Annotated in this window: 16 protein-coding genes and 2 pseudogenes; 7 read left to right on the forward strand and 11 right to left on the reverse strand. The window is 67.5% G+C overall.

The features are described from left to right. The 5 genes from ACFTZB_RS30300 to ACFTZB_RS30320 form a co-directional block, all read right to left on the reverse strand. The coding region (locus tag ACFTZB_RS30300) for an AMP-binding protein (protein WP_378437068.1) at positions 1-1,035 on the reverse strand (1,035 nt) is incomplete at its 3' end. Between the two features lie 22 nt (positions 1,036-1,057). Next, on the reverse strand, positions 1,058-1,861 hold the full coding sequence (locus tag ACFTZB_RS30305; protein ID WP_378437070.1) for an SDR family NAD(P)-dependent oxidoreductase: 804 nt from the start codon (positions 1,859-1,861) through the stop codon (positions 1,058-1,060). A 30-nt stretch (positions 1,862-1,891) separates the two neighbouring features. Further along, positions 1,892-2,272: a MaoC/PaaZ C-terminal domain-containing protein gene (locus ACFTZB_RS30310; RefSeq protein WP_378437072.1), complete on the reverse strand. Its 381-nt coding sequence runs from the start codon at positions 2,270-2,272 to the stop codon at positions 1,892-1,894. Between the two features lie 2 nt (positions 2,273-2,274). Continuing rightward, on the reverse strand, positions 2,275-2,724 hold the full coding sequence (locus tag ACFTZB_RS30315; protein WP_378437074.1) for a MaoC family dehydratase N-terminal domain-containing protein: 450 nt from the start codon (positions 2,722-2,724) through the stop codon (positions 2,275-2,277). 1 nt (position 2,725) lies between these two features. After that, on the reverse strand, positions 2,726-3,913 hold the full coding sequence (locus tag ACFTZB_RS30320) for a lipid-transfer protein (RefSeq protein ID WP_378437076.1): 1,188 nt from the start codon (positions 3,911-3,913) through the stop codon (positions 2,726-2,728). A 331-nt stretch (positions 3,914-4,244) separates the two neighbouring features. Here ACFTZB_RS30320 and ACFTZB_RS30325 point away from each other — a divergent pair, with 331 nt between their 5' ends. The 5 genes from ACFTZB_RS30325 to ACFTZB_RS30345 are packed head-to-tail and all read left to right on the forward strand — an operon-like array spanning position 4,245 to position 9,945. Continuing rightward, positions 4,245-5,498: an MFS transporter gene (locus tag ACFTZB_RS30325; protein ID WP_378437100.1), complete on the forward strand. Its 1,254-nt coding sequence runs from the start codon at positions 4,245-4,247 to the stop codon at positions 5,496-5,498. 58 nt (positions 5,499-5,556) lie between these two features. After that, positions 5,557-6,714, forward strand: coding sequence for an acyl-CoA dehydrogenase family protein (locus ACFTZB_RS30330; protein ID WP_378437078.1), 1,158 nt, complete (start codon positions 5,557-5,559; stop codon positions 6,712-6,714). A 45-nt stretch (positions 6,715-6,759) separates the two neighbouring features. After that, positions 6,760-7,929, forward strand: coding sequence for an acyl-CoA dehydrogenase family protein (locus ACFTZB_RS30335; RefSeq protein WP_378437080.1), 1,170 nt, complete (start codon positions 6,760-6,762; stop codon positions 7,927-7,929). Positions 7,930-7,979: 50 nt separating this feature from the next. Further along, complete coding sequence (locus ACFTZB_RS30340) at positions 7,980-9,074, forward strand: CaiB/BaiF CoA transferase family protein (RefSeq protein WP_378437082.1); 1,095 nt, start codon at positions 7,980-7,982, stop codon at positions 9,072-9,074. Position 9,075: 1 nt separating this feature from the next. After that, the gene (locus ACFTZB_RS30345; RefSeq protein WP_378437085.1) at positions 9,076-9,945 is read left to right on the forward strand and encodes an acyl-CoA thioesterase domain-containing protein; all 870 of its coding nucleotides are present in this window, start codon (positions 9,076-9,078) and stop codon (positions 9,943-9,945) included. Between the two features lie 52 nt (positions 9,946-9,997). On the opposite strand, the gene ACFTZB_RS30350 is transcribed toward ACFTZB_RS30345, so the two are convergent. The 5 genes and pseudogenes from ACFTZB_RS30350 to ACFTZB_RS30370 all read right to left on the reverse strand — a co-directional run bounded on the left by ACFTZB_RS30350 (position 9,998) and on the right by ACFTZB_RS30370 (position 14,443). Further along, a complete protein-coding gene (locus ACFTZB_RS30350) occupies positions 9,998-11,080 on the reverse strand; it encodes a PDR/VanB family oxidoreductase (RefSeq protein WP_378437087.1) in 1,083 nt (360 codons plus the stop codon). Positions 11,081-11,108: 28 nt separating this feature from the next. Then, entirely contained in the window at positions 11,109-11,981 is an 873-nt protein-coding gene (locus ACFTZB_RS30355) for a metal-dependent hydrolase (RefSeq protein WP_378437089.1), read from the reverse strand. After that, positions 11,978-12,937 carry an alpha/beta fold hydrolase gene (locus ACFTZB_RS30360; protein WP_378437091.1) on the reverse strand — a complete coding sequence of 320 codons (960 nt, stop codon included), beginning with the start codon at positions 12,935-12,937 and terminating at the stop codon, positions 11,978-11,980. The genes ACFTZB_RS30355 and ACFTZB_RS30360 overlap by 4 nt, the downstream gene beginning before the upstream one ends. Before the next feature lie 43 nt (positions 12,938-12,980). Continuing rightward, positions 12,981-13,769, reverse strand: coding sequence for a crotonase/enoyl-CoA hydratase family protein (locus ACFTZB_RS30365; RefSeq protein ID WP_378437093.1), 789 nt, complete (start codon positions 13,767-13,769; stop codon positions 12,981-12,983). A 178-nt stretch (positions 13,770-13,947) separates the two neighbouring features. After that, positions 13,948-14,443, reverse strand: a pseudogene (locus tag ACFTZB_RS30370) (hotdog fold domain-containing protein). Between the two features lie 269 nt (positions 14,444-14,712). Here ACFTZB_RS30370 and ACFTZB_RS30375 point away from each other — a divergent pair. Next, positions 14,713-15,291 (forward strand): TetR/AcrR family transcriptional regulator, encoded by a 579-nt coding sequence (locus tag ACFTZB_RS30375; protein ID WP_378437096.1) that lies wholly within the window; start codon positions 14,713-14,715, stop codon positions 15,289-15,291. A 145-nt stretch (positions 15,292-15,436) separates the two neighbouring features. Here the strand turns inward: ACFTZB_RS30375 and ACFTZB_RS30380 are convergent, their stop codons facing one another. Further along, the gene (locus ACFTZB_RS30380; RefSeq protein ID WP_378437098.1) at positions 15,437-15,580 is read right to left on the reverse strand and encodes a hypothetical protein; all 144 of its coding nucleotides are present in this window, start codon (positions 15,578-15,580) and stop codon (positions 15,437-15,439) included. A gap of 30 nt (positions 15,581-15,610) precedes the next feature. Here ACFTZB_RS30380 and ACFTZB_RS30385 point away from each other — a divergent pair. Continuing rightward, a pseudogene (locus tag ACFTZB_RS30385) lies at positions 15,611-15,903 on the forward strand (hypothetical protein); the annotation flags it as partial.

A 15,903-nucleotide genomic window follows, 5' to 3' on the forward strand; every position in this document is an offset into this window, starting at 1 on the left:
GTCGACGACCCGCACTTCGACGTGTCCCATCGGCCGGCCCGCCGAATTGAGGCGGCCGGCCGCGCGGTGGTCGTCGGCGCTGAGCGAGGTGAGTCCGGGGCCGGCCTCGGTCATTCCGTAACCCTGCACGAAATCGGCTCTCGGGAAGGCCCGCTGGGCTTCGCGCAGCAGGGTCTCGGAGATGGGGGACGCGCCGTACTGAATCCCGGTGATGCTGGACAGATCCCGGATCTCGCGGTCGGGGTGACGCAGCAGCATCTGGATCATGGTCGGTACCAACAGCATCGAGTTGATCCGCTGCTCCTCGATCAGTCGCAGTGCCGCGGCCGGTTCGAACGACGGCAACGTCACCAGGATGCCGCCGACGATGTTCTGGCCGTTCCAGTTGGCGAGCGCAGCGAGGTGGAACATCGGTGCGGACAGCAGTACCCGGCCGCCCGCGACGGCGGTGTGGTTGGCGGCCAGCGAGCCGAGGCTCGAGGTCATCAGGTTGGCGTGCGTGAGCATCACGCCCTTGGGCCGGCCGCTGGTGCCACCGGTGTAGAAGATCCCCGCCAGCGTGTCCCCGCCGACGCGCAGGTCCTCCACGGCTTCGGTGGTGGCGATCAGGTCCTCGTACCCGAGAAGCCCGTCCGGTGTGGGCCGGTCACCGCAGTGCACCACGGCCCGCAGCGACGGGAAGAATGCGCGCACCTCGTCCAACAGCGGGACGAACGTGTCGTCGACCAGCAGCACCGTCGTCTGCGAGTCCTCCAGAGCGAATGCGATCTCGGCGGCGCTCCAGCGGGTGTTGAGCGGGTTGACCACGCCCCCGATCCACCAGGTGGCGAAGAAGTACTCGTGGTACCGGTCGGAATTGAGCGACAGCATGCCGACGCGGTCGCCGACCCCCACGCCGAGACCGAGCAGGGCGCCCGCGAGGCGAGCGACTCTGTCTCCGGTCTCGGCGCTGGTGTGGACGCGGTCCCCGCACACGGTCATGAGCTGGTTGGGGCGTTGCTGCACCGCGCGATGCAGTGACTGAGTCAAGTACATGGGACCACTCCTGTCGGGATAGTTAGCGGCTGCCGCCGTCGCAGACCAGGCACTGGCCGCTGACGTAGTCGGTTTCGGGCAGGCACAGGGCGAACACCGCACCGGCGGCTTCGTCGGGACGACCCGCCCGGCCCAGCGGGATGGACCGCTCGGCTGCGGCGAGCAACTGCGGGTTGACGCCGACCTTGATCTCCCTGCCCTCGACGTCGATGGTGGAGTTGCCGTCGGCCGACGCCTCCGTCAGACGAGTGTTGATCAGGCCGTAGGCGACTGCGTTGACGTTGACGTCGTAGCGGCCCCACTCACGGGCAAGGGACTTGGTCAGTCCGATGATGCCCGCTTTGGCCGCCGCGTAATTCGACTGGCCGGCGTTGCCGACCACACCGGCGTTGGACGAGATGTTGACGACCTTGCGGTGATGGTCGGTCGGGTTCGCCTTGATGTACGGCTGCGCCGCGCGCAGGATCCGGAAGGGAGCCTTCAGATGCAGATCCAGGATGGTGTCCCACTGCTCGTCGGTCATCTTCTGGATGACGTTGTCCCAGGTGAAGCCGGCATTGTTGACGATGATGTCAAGGCCGCCGAAGGTGTCGACTGCAGTGGCGACGAAGCGGTCCGCGAAGCCCTCCTCGGTGACGGAGCCGATGCACGCGACGGCCCTACCGCCGGCCGCGACGATCTCCTCGACCGTCTCCTTGGCGGGCCCCGGGTCGAGGTCGTTGACCACGACACTCGCGCCCTCGGCCGCGAACTTCACGGCGATGGCGCGGCCGATGCCGCGGCCGGATCCGGTGACGATGGCGGTCCTGTTGTCGAGCTTGCCCATGGCGGGTGTCCTTTCGATGGTGGGTGCAGTTCAGGCGGCGACGACGGCGTCACCGCGGAGGGTGACCGTTCCGTCGGCCAGGGTGACGGTGAGGTCGAGATGTGCCAGGCCGTCCTCGACCTTGGTCACGGTTCCGCTGCAGGTCGGCTTCGCGTGCAGCGGGGTGATGGCGGCGAATCGCACGCCGTAGGAGCAGATTCGTTCCTGAGGAACGTAATTGGTCAGCAAGCGGCCGAGGTAGGCCATCGACAGCATGCCGTGGGCGAACACGTCGTCCATGCCGCCGGAGCGCGCGACGTCGAGATCGATGTGCATCGGATTGTGGTCGCCGGACGCACCCGCGTAGAGCGCCAGCGTGGTGCGGCTGATGCCGTCGAGTCGCAGTTCCGGGAGGGAATCGCCTGTTTTCATTGTCACGCCTTCGGGTTTCGGACGACGAGAGTGTTGGTGAGGCGGGCGATCGGCTCGCCGTCACGGGTGACGTCGACCGTCCGGACGAGGAAGTCCAACGCACCGTTCTTCTTCGAGTACACGTCGGTGACGGTGCCGTTGTAGGCCAGCGTGTCGCCGGCGTACGCCGGCGAGTGGTACGTGAACGCCTGCTCACCGTGCAGGACGTACCGCATGTCGATCCCGAGTTCGCGGACGAGGGCGAAGGGGTCCGGCTTCTCCATGTCCAGACAGAACAGGAACGTCGGCGGCACCAGTACGTCGCGGTGCCCGGCCACCTTGGCGGCCTCGGCGTCGAAGTAGATCGGGTTGCTCTCGCCGATGGACTGCGCGAAGAAGCGCAGACGCCCGCGCTCGACGGTCACCTGGTGACCGGGAATCACCTTGCCGATGACGGCCGGATCGAGTGCCATGTCAGCCCACCTTCCTGAAGATGCTGACCACGCAGGCGCCACCGAGTCCCAGGTTGTGCTGCAACGCGATTCGTGCGCCCTCCACCTGACGCGAGCCGGCCTGACCGCGGAGTTGCCACACGAGTTCGGCACACTGGGCCAGTCCGGTGGCGCCGAGCGGGTGCCCCTTGGAGAGCAGACCACCCGACGGGTTGGTGACCACGCGGCCGCCGTAGGTGTTGTCGCCGTCGAGGATGAACTTCTCGGCGGTGCCCTCGGGGGTCAGTCCCAGCCCCTCGTAGGTGATGAGTTCGTTGGCGGAGAAGCAGTCGTGCAGCTCGACCACCTGTACGTCCTCGGGGCCGATGCCCGCGGCCTCGTAGACCTGCGCGGCGGCCGCTGCGGTCATGTCGTAACCCACGACCTTCATCATGTCGCGGTCCTCGAACGTGCTCGGGGTGTCGGTCGTGAGGGCCTGGGCCTCGATGACCACGTCCGCGGCCAGTCCGTGCTTGCGGGCGAACTCCTCGCTGCACACCACGGCAGCGGCGGCGCCGCAGGTGGGTGGGCAGCACTGGTATCGGGTGAGGGGGCCGAAGATGTGCGGGGATTCGAGCACCTGCTCCTCGGTGAGCAGGTCGCGGAAGACGGCATTGGGATTGTTGGCCGCGTGCTTGCGGGCCTTGACCGAGATCTTGGCGAACGTCTCCGGTTTCGTGCCGTACTTCTGCATGTGGGAAACGCCTGCGCCGCCGAACAACTGGGCCGCGCGCGGAGACGTCTCGTCGACGCCCTGAAGTTCCGTCATCAGGTCGTCGAATCGGAACATCGGCGCCGGGCGGTCGTCCCAGACTCGCTTGAGCGCACCGGGTTTCATCTGTTCGAACCCGACGGCCAGTGCACACTCGACGGCACCGCTCGCGACGGCCTGCCGGGCCAGGTAGAGCGCCGACGAACCGGTGGCGCAGTTGTTGTTGACGTTGAAGACCGGGATTCCGGTCAGCCCGAGCCCGTACAGCGCGGCCTGACCGGCCGTGGAGTCGCCGTACACGTACCCGGCGTACGCCTGCTCGACGAGGGAGTACTCGATGCCGGCGTCACGCAGTGCCGCGCGGGCGGCGGTCTCTCCCATGACGTTGTAGTTCTCGCTCTTGCCGGGCTTGGTGAACGGGATCATCCCGACTCCGGCGACGTGGACCTTGCGAGTCACATCTGACTCCTTTCTGATCGAATCAATATTTACTTAACACCACCGCGTGGATTCTGTCCACCATGGTCGCGGGATCAATAGCTGCAGATAGTGCGCCTGAACGGCGACGAGAGTCGGCGAGTTCTGGATCTTCGGATGAGCCCTTGCGCTCATAAACCGGATGATGATTTACTTATTGACACAGGGGTGGTGCACGTCACAGTTCGCTCCCAGTCCCCGTGTCTCCGCGCCGCACAGTCGGCGCCATTGCCCGAGAGGATCGATGAGAATGACATCGAGCAAGCAGGACGTTTCCCCTGTTGCGTCGATCGAAGTAGGAGGGGAGTCCCGCGTGCAGGCCTGGGGCCTCACCGGAATTCTGGTGCTCCTGGTCGTCGTCAACTGGGCCGACAAGGCCGTCTTCGGTCTGGTGGCCCAGCCGCTGGCCAGGGAGTTCGGGCTGACGTCCGCGCAGATCGGGCTCGTCGGCAGCGCCTTCTTCCTGGCATTCACCGTCGGAGGCTTCTTCGCCGGGGTGCTGCACAAGTGGATGTCGCTGCGATGGCTGCTACTGCTGTTGTGCCTGGCCTGGGCCGCGTCGATGGTGCCGCTGGTGGTCGTCGCGGGCTTCGCGATGCTGCTGATCACCCGGATGGCGCTGGGATTCTTCGAGGGACCGTCGGGGGCGCTGATCCATACCGGCGCCTATTCCTGGCATCCTGCGGAGAAGCGCGGGCTGCCGGGCGCTTTCCTGGCGTCCGGTGCGTCGATCGCCAAGATCCTGGTGGCTCCACTGATGGCCCTGGCTGTCGCGAACTGGGGATGGCGGTCCACATTCCTCATCCTCGCCATGGTCAGCGTGGTCTGGTCCGTGGTGTGGCTCGCGACGTGGCGGGGAGGCCCCTACGGCAAGCGGCCCGCCAAGAATGCGACCACTGCCGAGGCCGCTCTCGCAGCAGCCGGCCCCGAGGTGCCGTGGTCCAGGATCCTGCGGACGCCCACGTTCCTCGGTGCCCTCGCCGCGGTCTTCACCATGTACGCTCTCGTCACCGTCGTGCTGACGTGGCTGCCGTCCTACTTCGAAGTGGGCCTGGGCTATTCGCGAGTGCAGGCCGGCACCATGTTCGGGATCCCCAGCATCGCAGGGCTGTTCTTCATGTTCCTGTGCACCTCGATCAGCGACCGGCTGCTGGTGCGCGGCGCCAGCTCCCGCGTGCTGCGCGGCATCGTGCCCGGAATCGCGCTGCTGCTGTGCGGTGCCGCTCTGATCACCATGCCGTACATCCAGACGCCCATCGTCGCGGTGCTGGTCGTCTCGATCGGCTACGGCGTCGGCACCGTCATCATCCCGCTGTTCAACGCCGCGATCTCCGAGATCTGCCCACCGCAGCAGATGGCCGGCGTGCTGGGTGTGTTCATGGCGATGATGGCCACCGGCGGCCTCATCGCCCCGTACCTCACCGGCGTCATCGTCGACAGCGCCGCCACCCCCGCCGACGGTTACGCCTCGGCTTTCCAGATCTTCGGCGTCGCCGCCGTCATCGGCGCGGTGATTGCCCTCCTCACCGTCAACTCGGTCCGGGACCGGGCCCGAATCCTCGGCTGACCCTCCTACTCATTCCCCGGCAACCCCCGAAATCACGTCTCAGAAAGAAGGAAACGTCATGCAGCGCATCGTGTTCAACCAGGAACATGAAGACTTCCGAAAAGTCATCCGTGACTTCATCGAGTCGGAGGTCACCCCGAACTTCGCCGACTGGGAGCGCGACGGCATGGTGCCGCGCGACTTCTACCGTCAGCTCGGCAAGCTGGGCGTCCTCGGGATGACCGTGCCCGAGTCGTACGGTGGGGCCGGCGAGACCAGCTTCAAGTACCAGGCGGTGCTCACCGAGGAGACGGCCCGTGCCGCAGTCAGTTTCGGTGCGTTCGGCGTGCACACCGGTCTGGTGCTGCCGTACCTGCTCGCCTACGGCACCGAGGAGCAGAAGCGGCGCTGGCTGCCCGGGTTCGTCAGCGGAGACATGATGACCGCCATCGCGATGACGGAGCCCGGCACCGGCTCGGACCTCGCCGGCATCAAGACCACCGCCCGGCTCTCGGAGGACGGCACGCACTACATCCTCAACGGTGCCAAGACCTTCATCACCGGCGGCGTTCAGGCCGACCGCGTCCTCGTCGTCTGCCGCACCTCCCCGGCCACCGAGGAGAACCGCCGCGCCGGCCTCAGCATCCTCGCCGTGGACACCACCAGCGAGGGCTACGAGGTGGGCCGCAAGCTCGAGAAGATCGGCATGCGCGTATCCGACACCGCCGAGCTGTCCTTCACCGACGTGCGGGTGCCCGCCGAGGATCTCCTCGGCGAAGAGGGCGCGGCGTTCGGCTACCTGGCCAACAACCTTCCGCAGGAACGCCTGATGATCGCGGTCACCACGACCGCCGCCGCCACCGGCGCCATCGCGTTCGCCTCCGACTACGTGCGGGACCGCCGGGTGTTCGGCAAGCCCGTCGCCGACTTCCAGAACACCAAATTCGTCATCGCCGAGTGCATCGCCAAGGTGGAGGCCGCGCAGGCCATGGTGGACCGGGCCATCGAGCTGCACGAGACCGGCGATCTGAGCGTCGCCGATGCCGCCAAGGCGAAGCTGTTCTGCACCGAGAACGCCGGCGAGATCATCGACAAGTGCCTGCAGTTGCACGGCGGCTACGGCTACATGCTCGAGTACCCCATCGCCCGGCTGTACGCGGACACCCGCGTCTCGCGGATCTACGGCGGCACCAGCGAGGTCATGAAGACGATCATCGCCAAGTCGGCCGGGTTCTGACCGAGTTCCGCAGGAGCTTCCGCCACCACCCCTAGGAGTATTCACGTGATCGATCCCCGGGTCCGCACCCTCGACTTCGAGACGTACCGGCAGGTGATTCGCGACTTCACCGACGACGAACTGATCCCGCGGGAGAACGAGATGGTCGCCGCCGCTGCGGTGCCGGCGGACCTCGTCCGGCGGATGGCCGAGCTCGGTCTGTTCGGCATCACCCTGCCCACCAGCGTCGGCGGTCTGGGGTGGACGGTCGAGCAGCAGGTACTCCTGACGTTCGAGTTCACCCGGTCGTCGGCGGTGTATCGGTCGCGGTTCTCGACGAGCATCGGGCTGGCCTCGCAGATCCTGCTCGAGTACGGCACCGCCGCCCAGCGCGAGACGTACCTCCCCGCGATGGCGGCAGGGGAGTGCGTGATGGCGTTCGCGCTCACCGAGGAGCATGCCGGGAGCGACGCGTCGGCGGTGCGGGCCACCGCGACTCGGACCGGGGATGGCTACGTCATCGACGGGGAGAAGCGCTACATCACCAACGGCGGGTGGGCGGACGTGCTGGTGGTGTTCGCCCGCACCGAGGACGGCGGTGTCTCGTCGTTCCTGGTGGATCGGGACACTCCCGGCGTGCAGATCCGGTTGCCCGAGGTGATGAACGGTCATGCCGAGGGGCCCGTCGCCGAGGTCGGCCTGCGTGGGGTGCGAGTAGACGCAGACCGGCTGATCGGAGGGGTGGAGGGCCTGGGAATGACGCACGCCATGCGGGGCATCAACCAGGCACGCACCCACGTCGCGGCCACCGCCGTCGGTCAGGCCACGCGCTTGCTCGCCGAGGCCGCGCGGTACGCCGGCGGGCGGGAGCAATTCGGGCAACCCCTGGCCGAGTTCGGCGCGGTCCAGGCCATGCTCGGTCGCAGCTACGCAGAGCTCGAGGCGGGACGGTCGATGATCCTGGACTGCGCCCGGGAATTCGATGCCGGAACCCCGCCGCGGCACCGCATTTCGGCGGCCAAACTCTATTGCACCGAGATGGCGTCCGTCGTGGCCGACCGGGCGGTCCAGGTGCTCGGCGGGGCCGGCATCGTGGGCGAACACCCGGTGCCGCGCATGTGGCGTGACGTGCGGGCGTTACGCATCTACGAGGGCGCATCCCAGATCCACGAGCGCAACCTCGCCCGGGCACTGCCCACCCTGCTGTCTACGACGCAACTCGCCGAAGCCCGCTGAACATTGCCCGTCACAACATGTTCCATCGCACAGAAGCAGCGGAAGAATCCATGGTGACCACCACCGGCACCGGGCCCCTCACCGGTGTCCGCATCGTCGAACTCGCCGGCATCGGTCCCGGACCGCACGCTGCGACGTTGCTCGCCGACCTCGGCGCCGACGTGGTCCGCGTTCAGCGGGCCGGCCTGCTGCCGACGGCCGGGCAGACCCGGGACCAGACCCAGCGCGGCCGCCGCGTCGTCGAAGCGAATCTCAAGGATCCTGCCGACATCGAGCTCGTCCTCGGCCTTGTCGAACGGGCAGACGTGGTCATCGAGGGCTTCCGCCCCGGCGTCGCCGAGCGCCTGGGTCTGGGACCGGACGTCGCGCTGGCGCACAATCCGCGCCTCATCTACGGCCGGATGACCGGCTGGGGACAGGAAGGACCACTCGCCCAGACGGCCGGCCACGACATCAACTACATCTCGCTGACCGGCGTGCTGCACGCGATCGGCAGGAAGGGGGAGCGCCCGGTGCCGCCGCTGAACATGGTCGGCGACTTCGGCGGCGGCTCGATGTTCCTCGTGTTCGGCATCCTCGCCGCACTGATCGAACGGCACACGTCGGGCAAGGGCCAGGTCGTCGACGCGGCCATGGTGGACGGCACCCTGGCGCTGTCGCACATGATGTGGAGCTTCCGCGGCACGGGCCGGTGGTCGGACGAGCGCGGGGTGAACATGCTCGACACCGGCGCACCGTACTACGACACCTACGAGACCGCCGACGGCCGGTACATGGCCGTCGGTGCGGTGGAACCGCAGTTTTACGCACTGCTGCTGGCGGGACTGGGTCTCGACCCGGCCGACCTGCCGGCCCAAAACGACCGGAGCGGCTGGCCGCAGGTGCAGAAACAGTTCACCGAGGTGTTCCTCACCAGGACCCGCGACGAGTGGGCGGCGATCTTCGACGGCACCGACGCCTGCACCACACCGGTGCTGACCTTCGCCGAAGCGCCGCAGAACCCGCACATCGCAGCCCGTGGCTCCCTCGTCGAACTGGACGGAGTCACCCAGCACCGGCCCGCGCCGCGCTTCTCCCGCAGCGAGCCCGGTCTCCCGGACGCCCCGGCCGCCGAAGCCGTCGACGCCGCCACGCTGTGGAGATGAGATGACAGCCGGAGTTCATCCTGACGCGGAGTGGGAGACGAAGCGTCCGACAAACCCCGCTCAACCCTATTTCGCCCGTGAGGGTTCGGGGTACGAACCGATGGCGGCCGCCGTCAGCGGATGGTCGGCGGACATGGTGGCCGGTCCCGCGGCGCTGGGTTTGCTTGCTCACGTGCTCGACGGACGGTACGGGGACGACAAGTTCTTTCCCGCCCGACTGACTGCGGACCTGTTCCGTCCGGTGAGGATGTGCAGGACGGATGTGCGTTCCCGGATCATTCGGTGGGGGAACCGAATTCGACTCGTCGAATCCGAGCTGATTCAGTCGGGTGAGTCCGTGGCCAGGGCCACGGTCGTCTCCTACCGGAGATCGGCGAACGCAACGGGAGACCACTGGGTCGACCCCCGCGTCCCGCAGCCTCCCTCGCCGGCCGAACATCCCGGTGAGCGGCTGATCGGCACCAGTGGGGAGAACGCCGAGTGGGGGCCGTTGCCGCAGGGCGGACCGGCCTGGCGAACCTCCGATCGGAAACGGATCTGGACGACAGAGTGGTCGGTGATCGAAGGAGAAGCGACCACCCCGTTCGTGCGTGCGGCAATGGTCGCCGACCTGACCAACCTGGTGACCAATATGGGTACCGACGGCATCGGCTACATCAACGGTGACGTCACTCTGGCGCTGACCAGGCTGCCGGAGGGGAGCGAACTCGGACTGGAAGCCGACAGCCACCGCGCGTGCAACGGAGTCGCGGTGGGATCGGCAACCATGTTCGACCGCAGGGGTTCGCTGGGGATCTGCACCGTGTCCGCCATCGAGAACGGTCGCAGAACCCTGCAGCGACCCGAAGTGGCCTGTGCGCGTGTCGGCTAGATTTCCGGCTTCTGTCTGTATGAGCGCCCGGAATCCGCGGCCACGGGCGCCTTCACACGTCGATGGTGAGGCCGTCCGATTTCGCGCGGTCGGTGCAGAGCAGCATGGTGTCTGGTTCGTCGAGGAACGCCGATCGTCCGCGGCGCTCGACGTCACCGGAGACGACCCGCACTCGGCATGTGCCGCAGAATCCTTGCCGGCACGAGTACGGCACGTCGGGCTGCACTTCTTGGACGGCGGCGAGGGCCGATGTGTCCGCGGGGACGTGGACGAACTCTGTGGCGCGGGCCAGGCGAATCTCGAACGGCCGACCACCGACGACCGGTGCGGGGCTGAATCTTTCGAAATGCAGTCCGGCGGCACCGGTGTGGTCGAATGCGGCGTGGATGGCGGCAAGGAGTCCGGGCGGTCCGCAGAAATAGACCGACGTGCGGGGACCGGCCTGTGCCAGCAGCTCGGCGACCGTGCGGCGCGGACCGGTGAGGATCCGGACCCGATCGGAGTCCAGTTCGCCGATCTCGTCGAGAAATGCCATGGTCGCGGTGTCACGGCCGAGGTAGGTCAGGTGCCAATCGACACCCGCTGCCGCCGCCGCGCGCACCATGGGCAGGATCGCGGTGATCCCGATGCCTGCGGCGACGAACACGACCCGGGAGAGGTCGGCCCGTGCCAGGTGCGGATAGGCGAAGGGGAAGGCGTTACGGGGACCCGCCGCGGTGACTCGACTGCCGACGGGCAGTCGGTCGTGGATCTCGATCGATGCGCCGCCGCCGTCGGAGATGCGCCGAATCGCGATCCGATAGCTTCGCCGATCGGTGGGATCGCCGCACAGCGAGTACTGGCGGACCTTCCCCGAGGGCAGTGTCAGGTCGATGTGGGCGCCCGGATGCCATTGCGGCAAGGCGGAGCGGTCCGCGGATTCCAATCGCAGGCTCAGCACCCCGTCGGCCTCGAGGCTGGTGTCGGCCACGACGAGGCGCAGCATCCGATCGACGGGTGTGGGGTCGATGATCCGCACCCGGCTGGTCACGGCGGCGTACCCACGAACCACGAAGCGTAGGCCGGACATCAGCCGGTCGGGCTTGTTCGGCCGGCGCAGCGATGGGGGGACGGGTGGGGGACTGAATCGGGTCATGAGCGGACTCCAGATCGGACGATGGTGCTCAGGCGGCGGCACGAGCCGCCGGCGAGGAGGCGAGATAGGCGACTGCCTGGCTGGTCGAGCCGTACCGGGAGGGGTGGTAGTGGGGTCGGAAGTACTCGACGAACATCCGTGCCAGGCTCCACGGGCTCGGAAACAGACCTTTCCGCCAGCTCCGCCGAGCGGCACGAAACCGGATGCGCCGGTCGGCCTCGTCGAGTTCGGGATCGACGGACATCAGGTAACGGATTCCGCGGGCCCACAGGATCACCAGAAACGGTGCGGCGATCAACCACGCGCGCACCCTGCGCGGGTAGCGGCCGTCGAGGTGGGTGAACAGGTCGAACGCCACGTGCCGGTGTTCGACCTCCTCGGCCAGGTGCCAGCGGAACAGATCGAGCACCTGCGGGTCGAGGGCATCGTCCCAGGCGCGCGCGTTGAGCCCCCAGTCCCCGAGATACGAGGTGAAGTGTTCGAGGGCGGCCACGACGGCGACCCGCTCGAGCAGCCAGGAATGGGCTTTACGGCCGGTCAACTCGCGGTCGCCGAGCAGACGGCGGAACATCCACTGGATCTGCGCGACGTACGGATCCGTGTCGAGTCCTTCTGCCTTCAGATGCTCGAGCAGCGATTGGTGCGACGACGAGTGGGTGGCCTCCTGGCCGATGAACCCGATCACGTCCGCACGGACGGCGTCGTCCTTAATCAACGGCAGCGCCTTCTGGAAGACCTCGACGAAGAACACTTCTCCCTCGGGCAGGAGCATGTTCATCCCGTTCGCCAAATGCGTTGCGAACGGGTTGGAGTCGAAGTAGTGCATCGGCAGCCCGGTCCAGTCCCAGGACACGTTCCGGGCGGTGAGGGCGACCTTGTCGGCCTCGGGTCGGGTGGTCATCGTGCTTCTCCGATCGAGTTGGCGTCTTCTGAGACGAAGGACCGCACGTGGTCGGCGACCGCAGTCGGGTTGAACAGGGGTGTCCAGTGCCCGCCGTCGACGGAATGGACCCGTGAGTTGATTGCCCAGCGACCGATATCGACCTGGCTCGCGGGGGTGATGAAGATGTCCCGGCGCGGAGCGAGCACCTGAACGGGCACCTCGGTGGTGCGGTGCTGCGGGCGGAGCACGCGCGGGAGCAGGTTCGCGGTGTAAATCCTCAGCGCGCCGCGGTTGTCGCGGGCGCGGTGCGCCGGCAGGCCCGCGGGGCGGGCCCCTGTTTCGAAGTGTCCGGCCAGCGCGATCGTGGCGTCGACCAGTCCCAGCCGGCACGCCAGCGGTGCGACCAAGGGGATCTGGAAGAACCCCATGTACAGCGGCGATTTCCACTGCGCCAGAAGGTCTTTCCATCCCCGGGGACCTGCGGCAAGTCGGGACCGGATCCAGTAGGGCACGTGATCGAGACACGGCCCGGAGATCGAGGTCAGCGACGCGATGCGATTGCGCTGCGCCGGATCGGTGGCGGCATGCCACGCCTGCACCGAGCCCCAGTCGTGCCCGACGAGATGCACCGGCCGCCCCGGCGAAACCGCGTCGATGACCCGGCCGATGTCGTCTGCCAGCTGGTCGAGGCGGTAGTCCCGGATTCGTCTAGGGCGCCCGGACGCTCCCGACCCCCGTACGTCGAAGGTCACCACACGCACCGTTGACGAGAGTTCGTCCGCCACCCCGTCCCAGACCCGGTGATCATCGGGAAACCCGTGCACACACAACACCGTCGGCGCGTGAGGTTTCCCGCGTTCGTGGACCGCCAGCGGCACCCCGTCCGAGGCGTGAACGAACCGCGTCGTCACGACGCCCTCGGCAGTACTGGCGGGGTGCACGGTGCGATGCGTCGAGCGTTTCGATGGTGTCATGCGAAGTCCCTTCGTGGATCTGTCGGCGGGTGACCCCGTGTGGTCAGCGTCCGGTGAAGACGGCGTCGCGTCGCTCGATCAACGACTGGATGCCTTCGGCACCGTCGGCGGAACCGAACAGGCGGGCGACGTCGGGTCCCAGTCGGGAGATTGCGGCGTCGTCGCCGTGCCGGCGGGCGCGGTGCGCGCTGGCGAGGACGGCGTCCACTCCGAGAGGCGCCGCCTTGTCGGCGATGGTGTGCGCGATCTGGCGTGCCCGGTCGACGGGGTTGTCGGCGATCTCTTGGACGAGGCCGATGCGGTGGGCTTCGGTGGCGTCGAATTCGTCGCCGGTGAGCATCCAGCGCATGGCGTTGCCCCAGCCGGTTTCCCGGGGGAAGCGCAGGGTGGCGCCGCCGAACGGGTAGATGCCGCGGCGGACCTCGAGTTGGCTGAACCGGGTGCCGGCCGCAGCGACGCGGATGTCGGCGGCGAGCAGTAGTTCGATGCCCAGGGTCATGACCCAGCCGTGGGCTGCGGCGACGAGCGGCGTCGTCCAGTCGCCGTCCAGTCGCCAGGGGTCGCGCCCGTCGGCGGGGTACGGAGTTTCACCGGCCGCGATCGCCGGGGCGACGTCGACGAGGTCGAGTCCGCCGGTGAAGTGCTCGCCGTGGGCGAACAGGACGCCGCAGCGCAGTTCGGGGTCGGATTCGAGCAGGGCATACGCACGGGACAGATCGCCGAGCATGGCGAGGTTGAACGCGTTGCGTTTGTGGGGTCGGTTCAAGCCGATCAGGAGGACGTGTCCGTCGCGTTCGAGCGTGATCGTGTCGGGTGGAGCGGTGTCGGTCATCGGGATCCTCGAGGTGGGTCGGCGGGGTTGCGGGTGAACGTGATTCGGACGGAAATCGGTGCGCTCTGGAGTGCGCGGAAGGTAGCGGCGGTCACCGCGGCGAAGGTGGGGTGGGATGCGAAGGTGCGTGTGCGGGCATCGACATCGTCATCACCTCTTCCTCTCGACGTTTCGGGGGTCAGTCGTGTTTCTTGCGGGAGACGCGCATGGTGATGCGGGCGCGTACGGCGACCGTGTCGTCGGCCGTGAGTACTTCGACCGGGACTTCCAGGTCGACCGGATCGTCACCGAATGCGGGAATCGCATCTATCGCCGCGACGGCGCGCATGTCGGTGGCCGCTTTTGCCAGGTATTCGACGGTCATGCCCACGGGGATCCATCGGTGCGTGACCGGAACGGTGACGTCGGTCATCATGCCCGCCGCCAGTTCGGCCATGTTCACGAAGCGATGGCATGGAATGTTCCGAGATGGTTGCGTGAGCCGCGTCGATTCGGGGCCCGCACTTCGCAGCGCGCAGGCTCGAGGATCGTGATTTCGGGACGAATGGTCCCGAAGTAGGGGCCTTGAAGCAGACACCCGCGGTGAAGAGTTGTTTACCGAGGGGCAGCTGTCGCAGCGTATTCCACAGTCTGAGATTCGTGCTCTTCGTCGAGCCGGTCGAATGTTCCTGCACCGTTGGGCTATTCACTGAGACAACCTGTTCTTTCTGTTCGGTGTGCCGAGTCGGGAACGTCGTGGCTGGACCCGTGGACGAGCCCGGGTCGAGATCCGCGAGTTCGGAGCTGCCGGACCATCTGGTGCCGCCGCACGACAGGGCGCCGGGTGGGTCGGGTACACCCTTCGATGAAGTAGGTGTGAACCCCAGTTACGTGTTTCAGGCAACCATAGTAGAATGATCGTGCTACCGCAAGGATTGTTCGCTCAACGCAAGGAGGGATGCCGATGACACCGAGTCCCCGCGATCGGCTCATCGCCGGCACGATCGCGCTCGTGCGGGAGCGCGGCGTCGCCGGCACCGGAATCACCGAACTGCTGGCGCGTAGCGACACCGCACGGCGGTCCGTCTACCAGAACTTCCCCCGCGGGAAGGCAGAACTCATCGAGGAATCCACCCGGGTGGCCGGCCAGCTGATGAGTGCGATCATCGCCGAGTTCGCCGCGTCCGACAGTCCCGTCGACAGCCTCGTGGCGTTCATTCAGATGTGGAAGGACACACTGGAGGCCAGTCACTTCACCGCCGGATGCCCGATCGTCGCCGCCGCGCTCGGCGGCCCCGAGGCGCCGTTGGCGCCCGCCGTCGCCGCCGAGGTATTCGACAACTGGGCGACTCTTCTCGCCGAGCAACTCGAGCGCACGGGGGTCGACGAGGCTGCAGCCCGGTCACTCGCAACCACCGTGGTGTGCGCAATCGAGGGTGCCGCCATCCTCGCCATCTCCTCGCGGTCGGTGCGCCCACTCGACCAGGTCGGCGTCCACCTCGCCGAGCTCGTATCCCTTCATCTGGGCGACAGCCGCCCGTAGCGGCGGCCGGGGCGCGTTCGGCGATGCTCGGCATGCCTCCGGCAGCACCAGCGAACCAACACACCACGGGCAACCAAGACGCAGGACTCGACGCCGACTCCCTCGTCCGCCGCGGACGCGCACCGCGCGCCCTCCTGTGAATAGCTCAGGCAGTGATCAACTGGACGGGCACGCCTGATCCGACGGGATTGATGACGGCATCGCGGATCGTCCGCTGGGTTTCGGCGAGGTGATCAGTGCATGCGTTGGCGGCGGCGTCACCGTCGCCGGCGAGGATTGCCCGGCACATGGTCCGGTGCTCGGCGATGGAGCGGGCGAGGTGCTCGTTGCGGGTGTGTGCGATGGCGGCCTGGTCGAATGCCTCGGCGAGCTCGTAGAACCGGTCCCGTCGCTGTTCGGACGGCGCCTGGTCCGCGAGAGGGTCGAGTCCGTCGACATCGCAAACACCGCCGTCGCCCGCGGCAAGATCTACCTCGCCCGCAACCGCGGCGAGGAGATTCCGTCCACCTGGGCCATGGACGTCGCCGCCATGGGCTCGACCACCGCGTACCTCGACTCGGTCGGCGAACTCATCGACGAGGTCAAGAACACCGCCCTCGCCGAGGGCGCCGA

It is taken from the genome of Rhodococcus sp. NPDC057014, from assembly GCF_042673295.1.
Lineage (GTDB): Bacteria > Actinomycetota > Actinomycetes > Mycobacteriales > Mycobacteriaceae > Rhodococcus_F.

Bases quoted from the DNA above. Each gene is read 5' to 3' on its own strand.
- ACFTZB_RS30380 (WP_378437098.1), bottom strand. From the start codon at position 15,580: ATGTGCCGGGCAATCCTCGCCGGCGACGGTGACGCCGCCGCCAACGCA.
- ACFTZB_RS30360 (WP_378437091.1), bottom strand. From the start codon at position 12,937: ATGACACCATCGAAACGCTCGACGCATCGCACCGTGCACCCCGCCAGT.
- ACFTZB_RS30330 (WP_378437078.1), top strand. From the start codon at position 5,557: ATGCAGCGCATCGTGTTCAACCAGGAACATGAAGACTTCCGAAAAGTC.
- ACFTZB_RS30340 (WP_378437082.1), top strand. From the start codon at position 7,980: ATGGTGACCACCACCGGCACCGGGCCCCTCACCGGTGTCCGCATCGTC.
- ACFTZB_RS30305 (WP_378437070.1), bottom strand. From the start codon at position 1,861: ATGGGCAAGCTCGACAACAGGACCGCCATCGTCACCGGATCCGGCCGC.
- ACFTZB_RS30315 (WP_378437074.1), bottom strand. From the start codon at position 2,724: ATGGCACTCGATCCGGCCGTCATCGGCAAGGTGATTCCCGGTCACCAG.
- ACFTZB_RS30310 (WP_378437072.1), bottom strand. From the start codon at position 2,272: ATGAAAACAGGCGATTCCCTCCCGGAACTGCGACTCGACGGCATCAGC.
- ACFTZB_RS30375 (WP_378437096.1), top strand. From the start codon at position 14,713: ATGACACCGAGTCCCCGCGATCGGCTCATCGCCGGCACGATCGCGCTC.
- ACFTZB_RS30345 (WP_378437085.1), top strand. From the start codon at position 9,076: ATGACAGCCGGAGTTCATCCTGACGCGGAGTGGGAGACGAAGCGTCCG.
- ACFTZB_RS30350 (WP_378437087.1), bottom strand. From the start codon at position 11,080: ATGACCCGATTCAGTCCCCCACCCGTCCCCCCATCGCTGCGCCGGCCG.
- ACFTZB_RS30365 (WP_378437093.1), bottom strand. From the start codon at position 13,769: ATGACCGACACCGCTCCACCCGACACGATCACGCTCGAACGCGACGGA.
- ACFTZB_RS30355 (WP_378437089.1), bottom strand. From the start codon at position 11,981: ATGACCACCCGACCCGAGGCCGACAAGGTCGCCCTCACCGCCCGGAAC.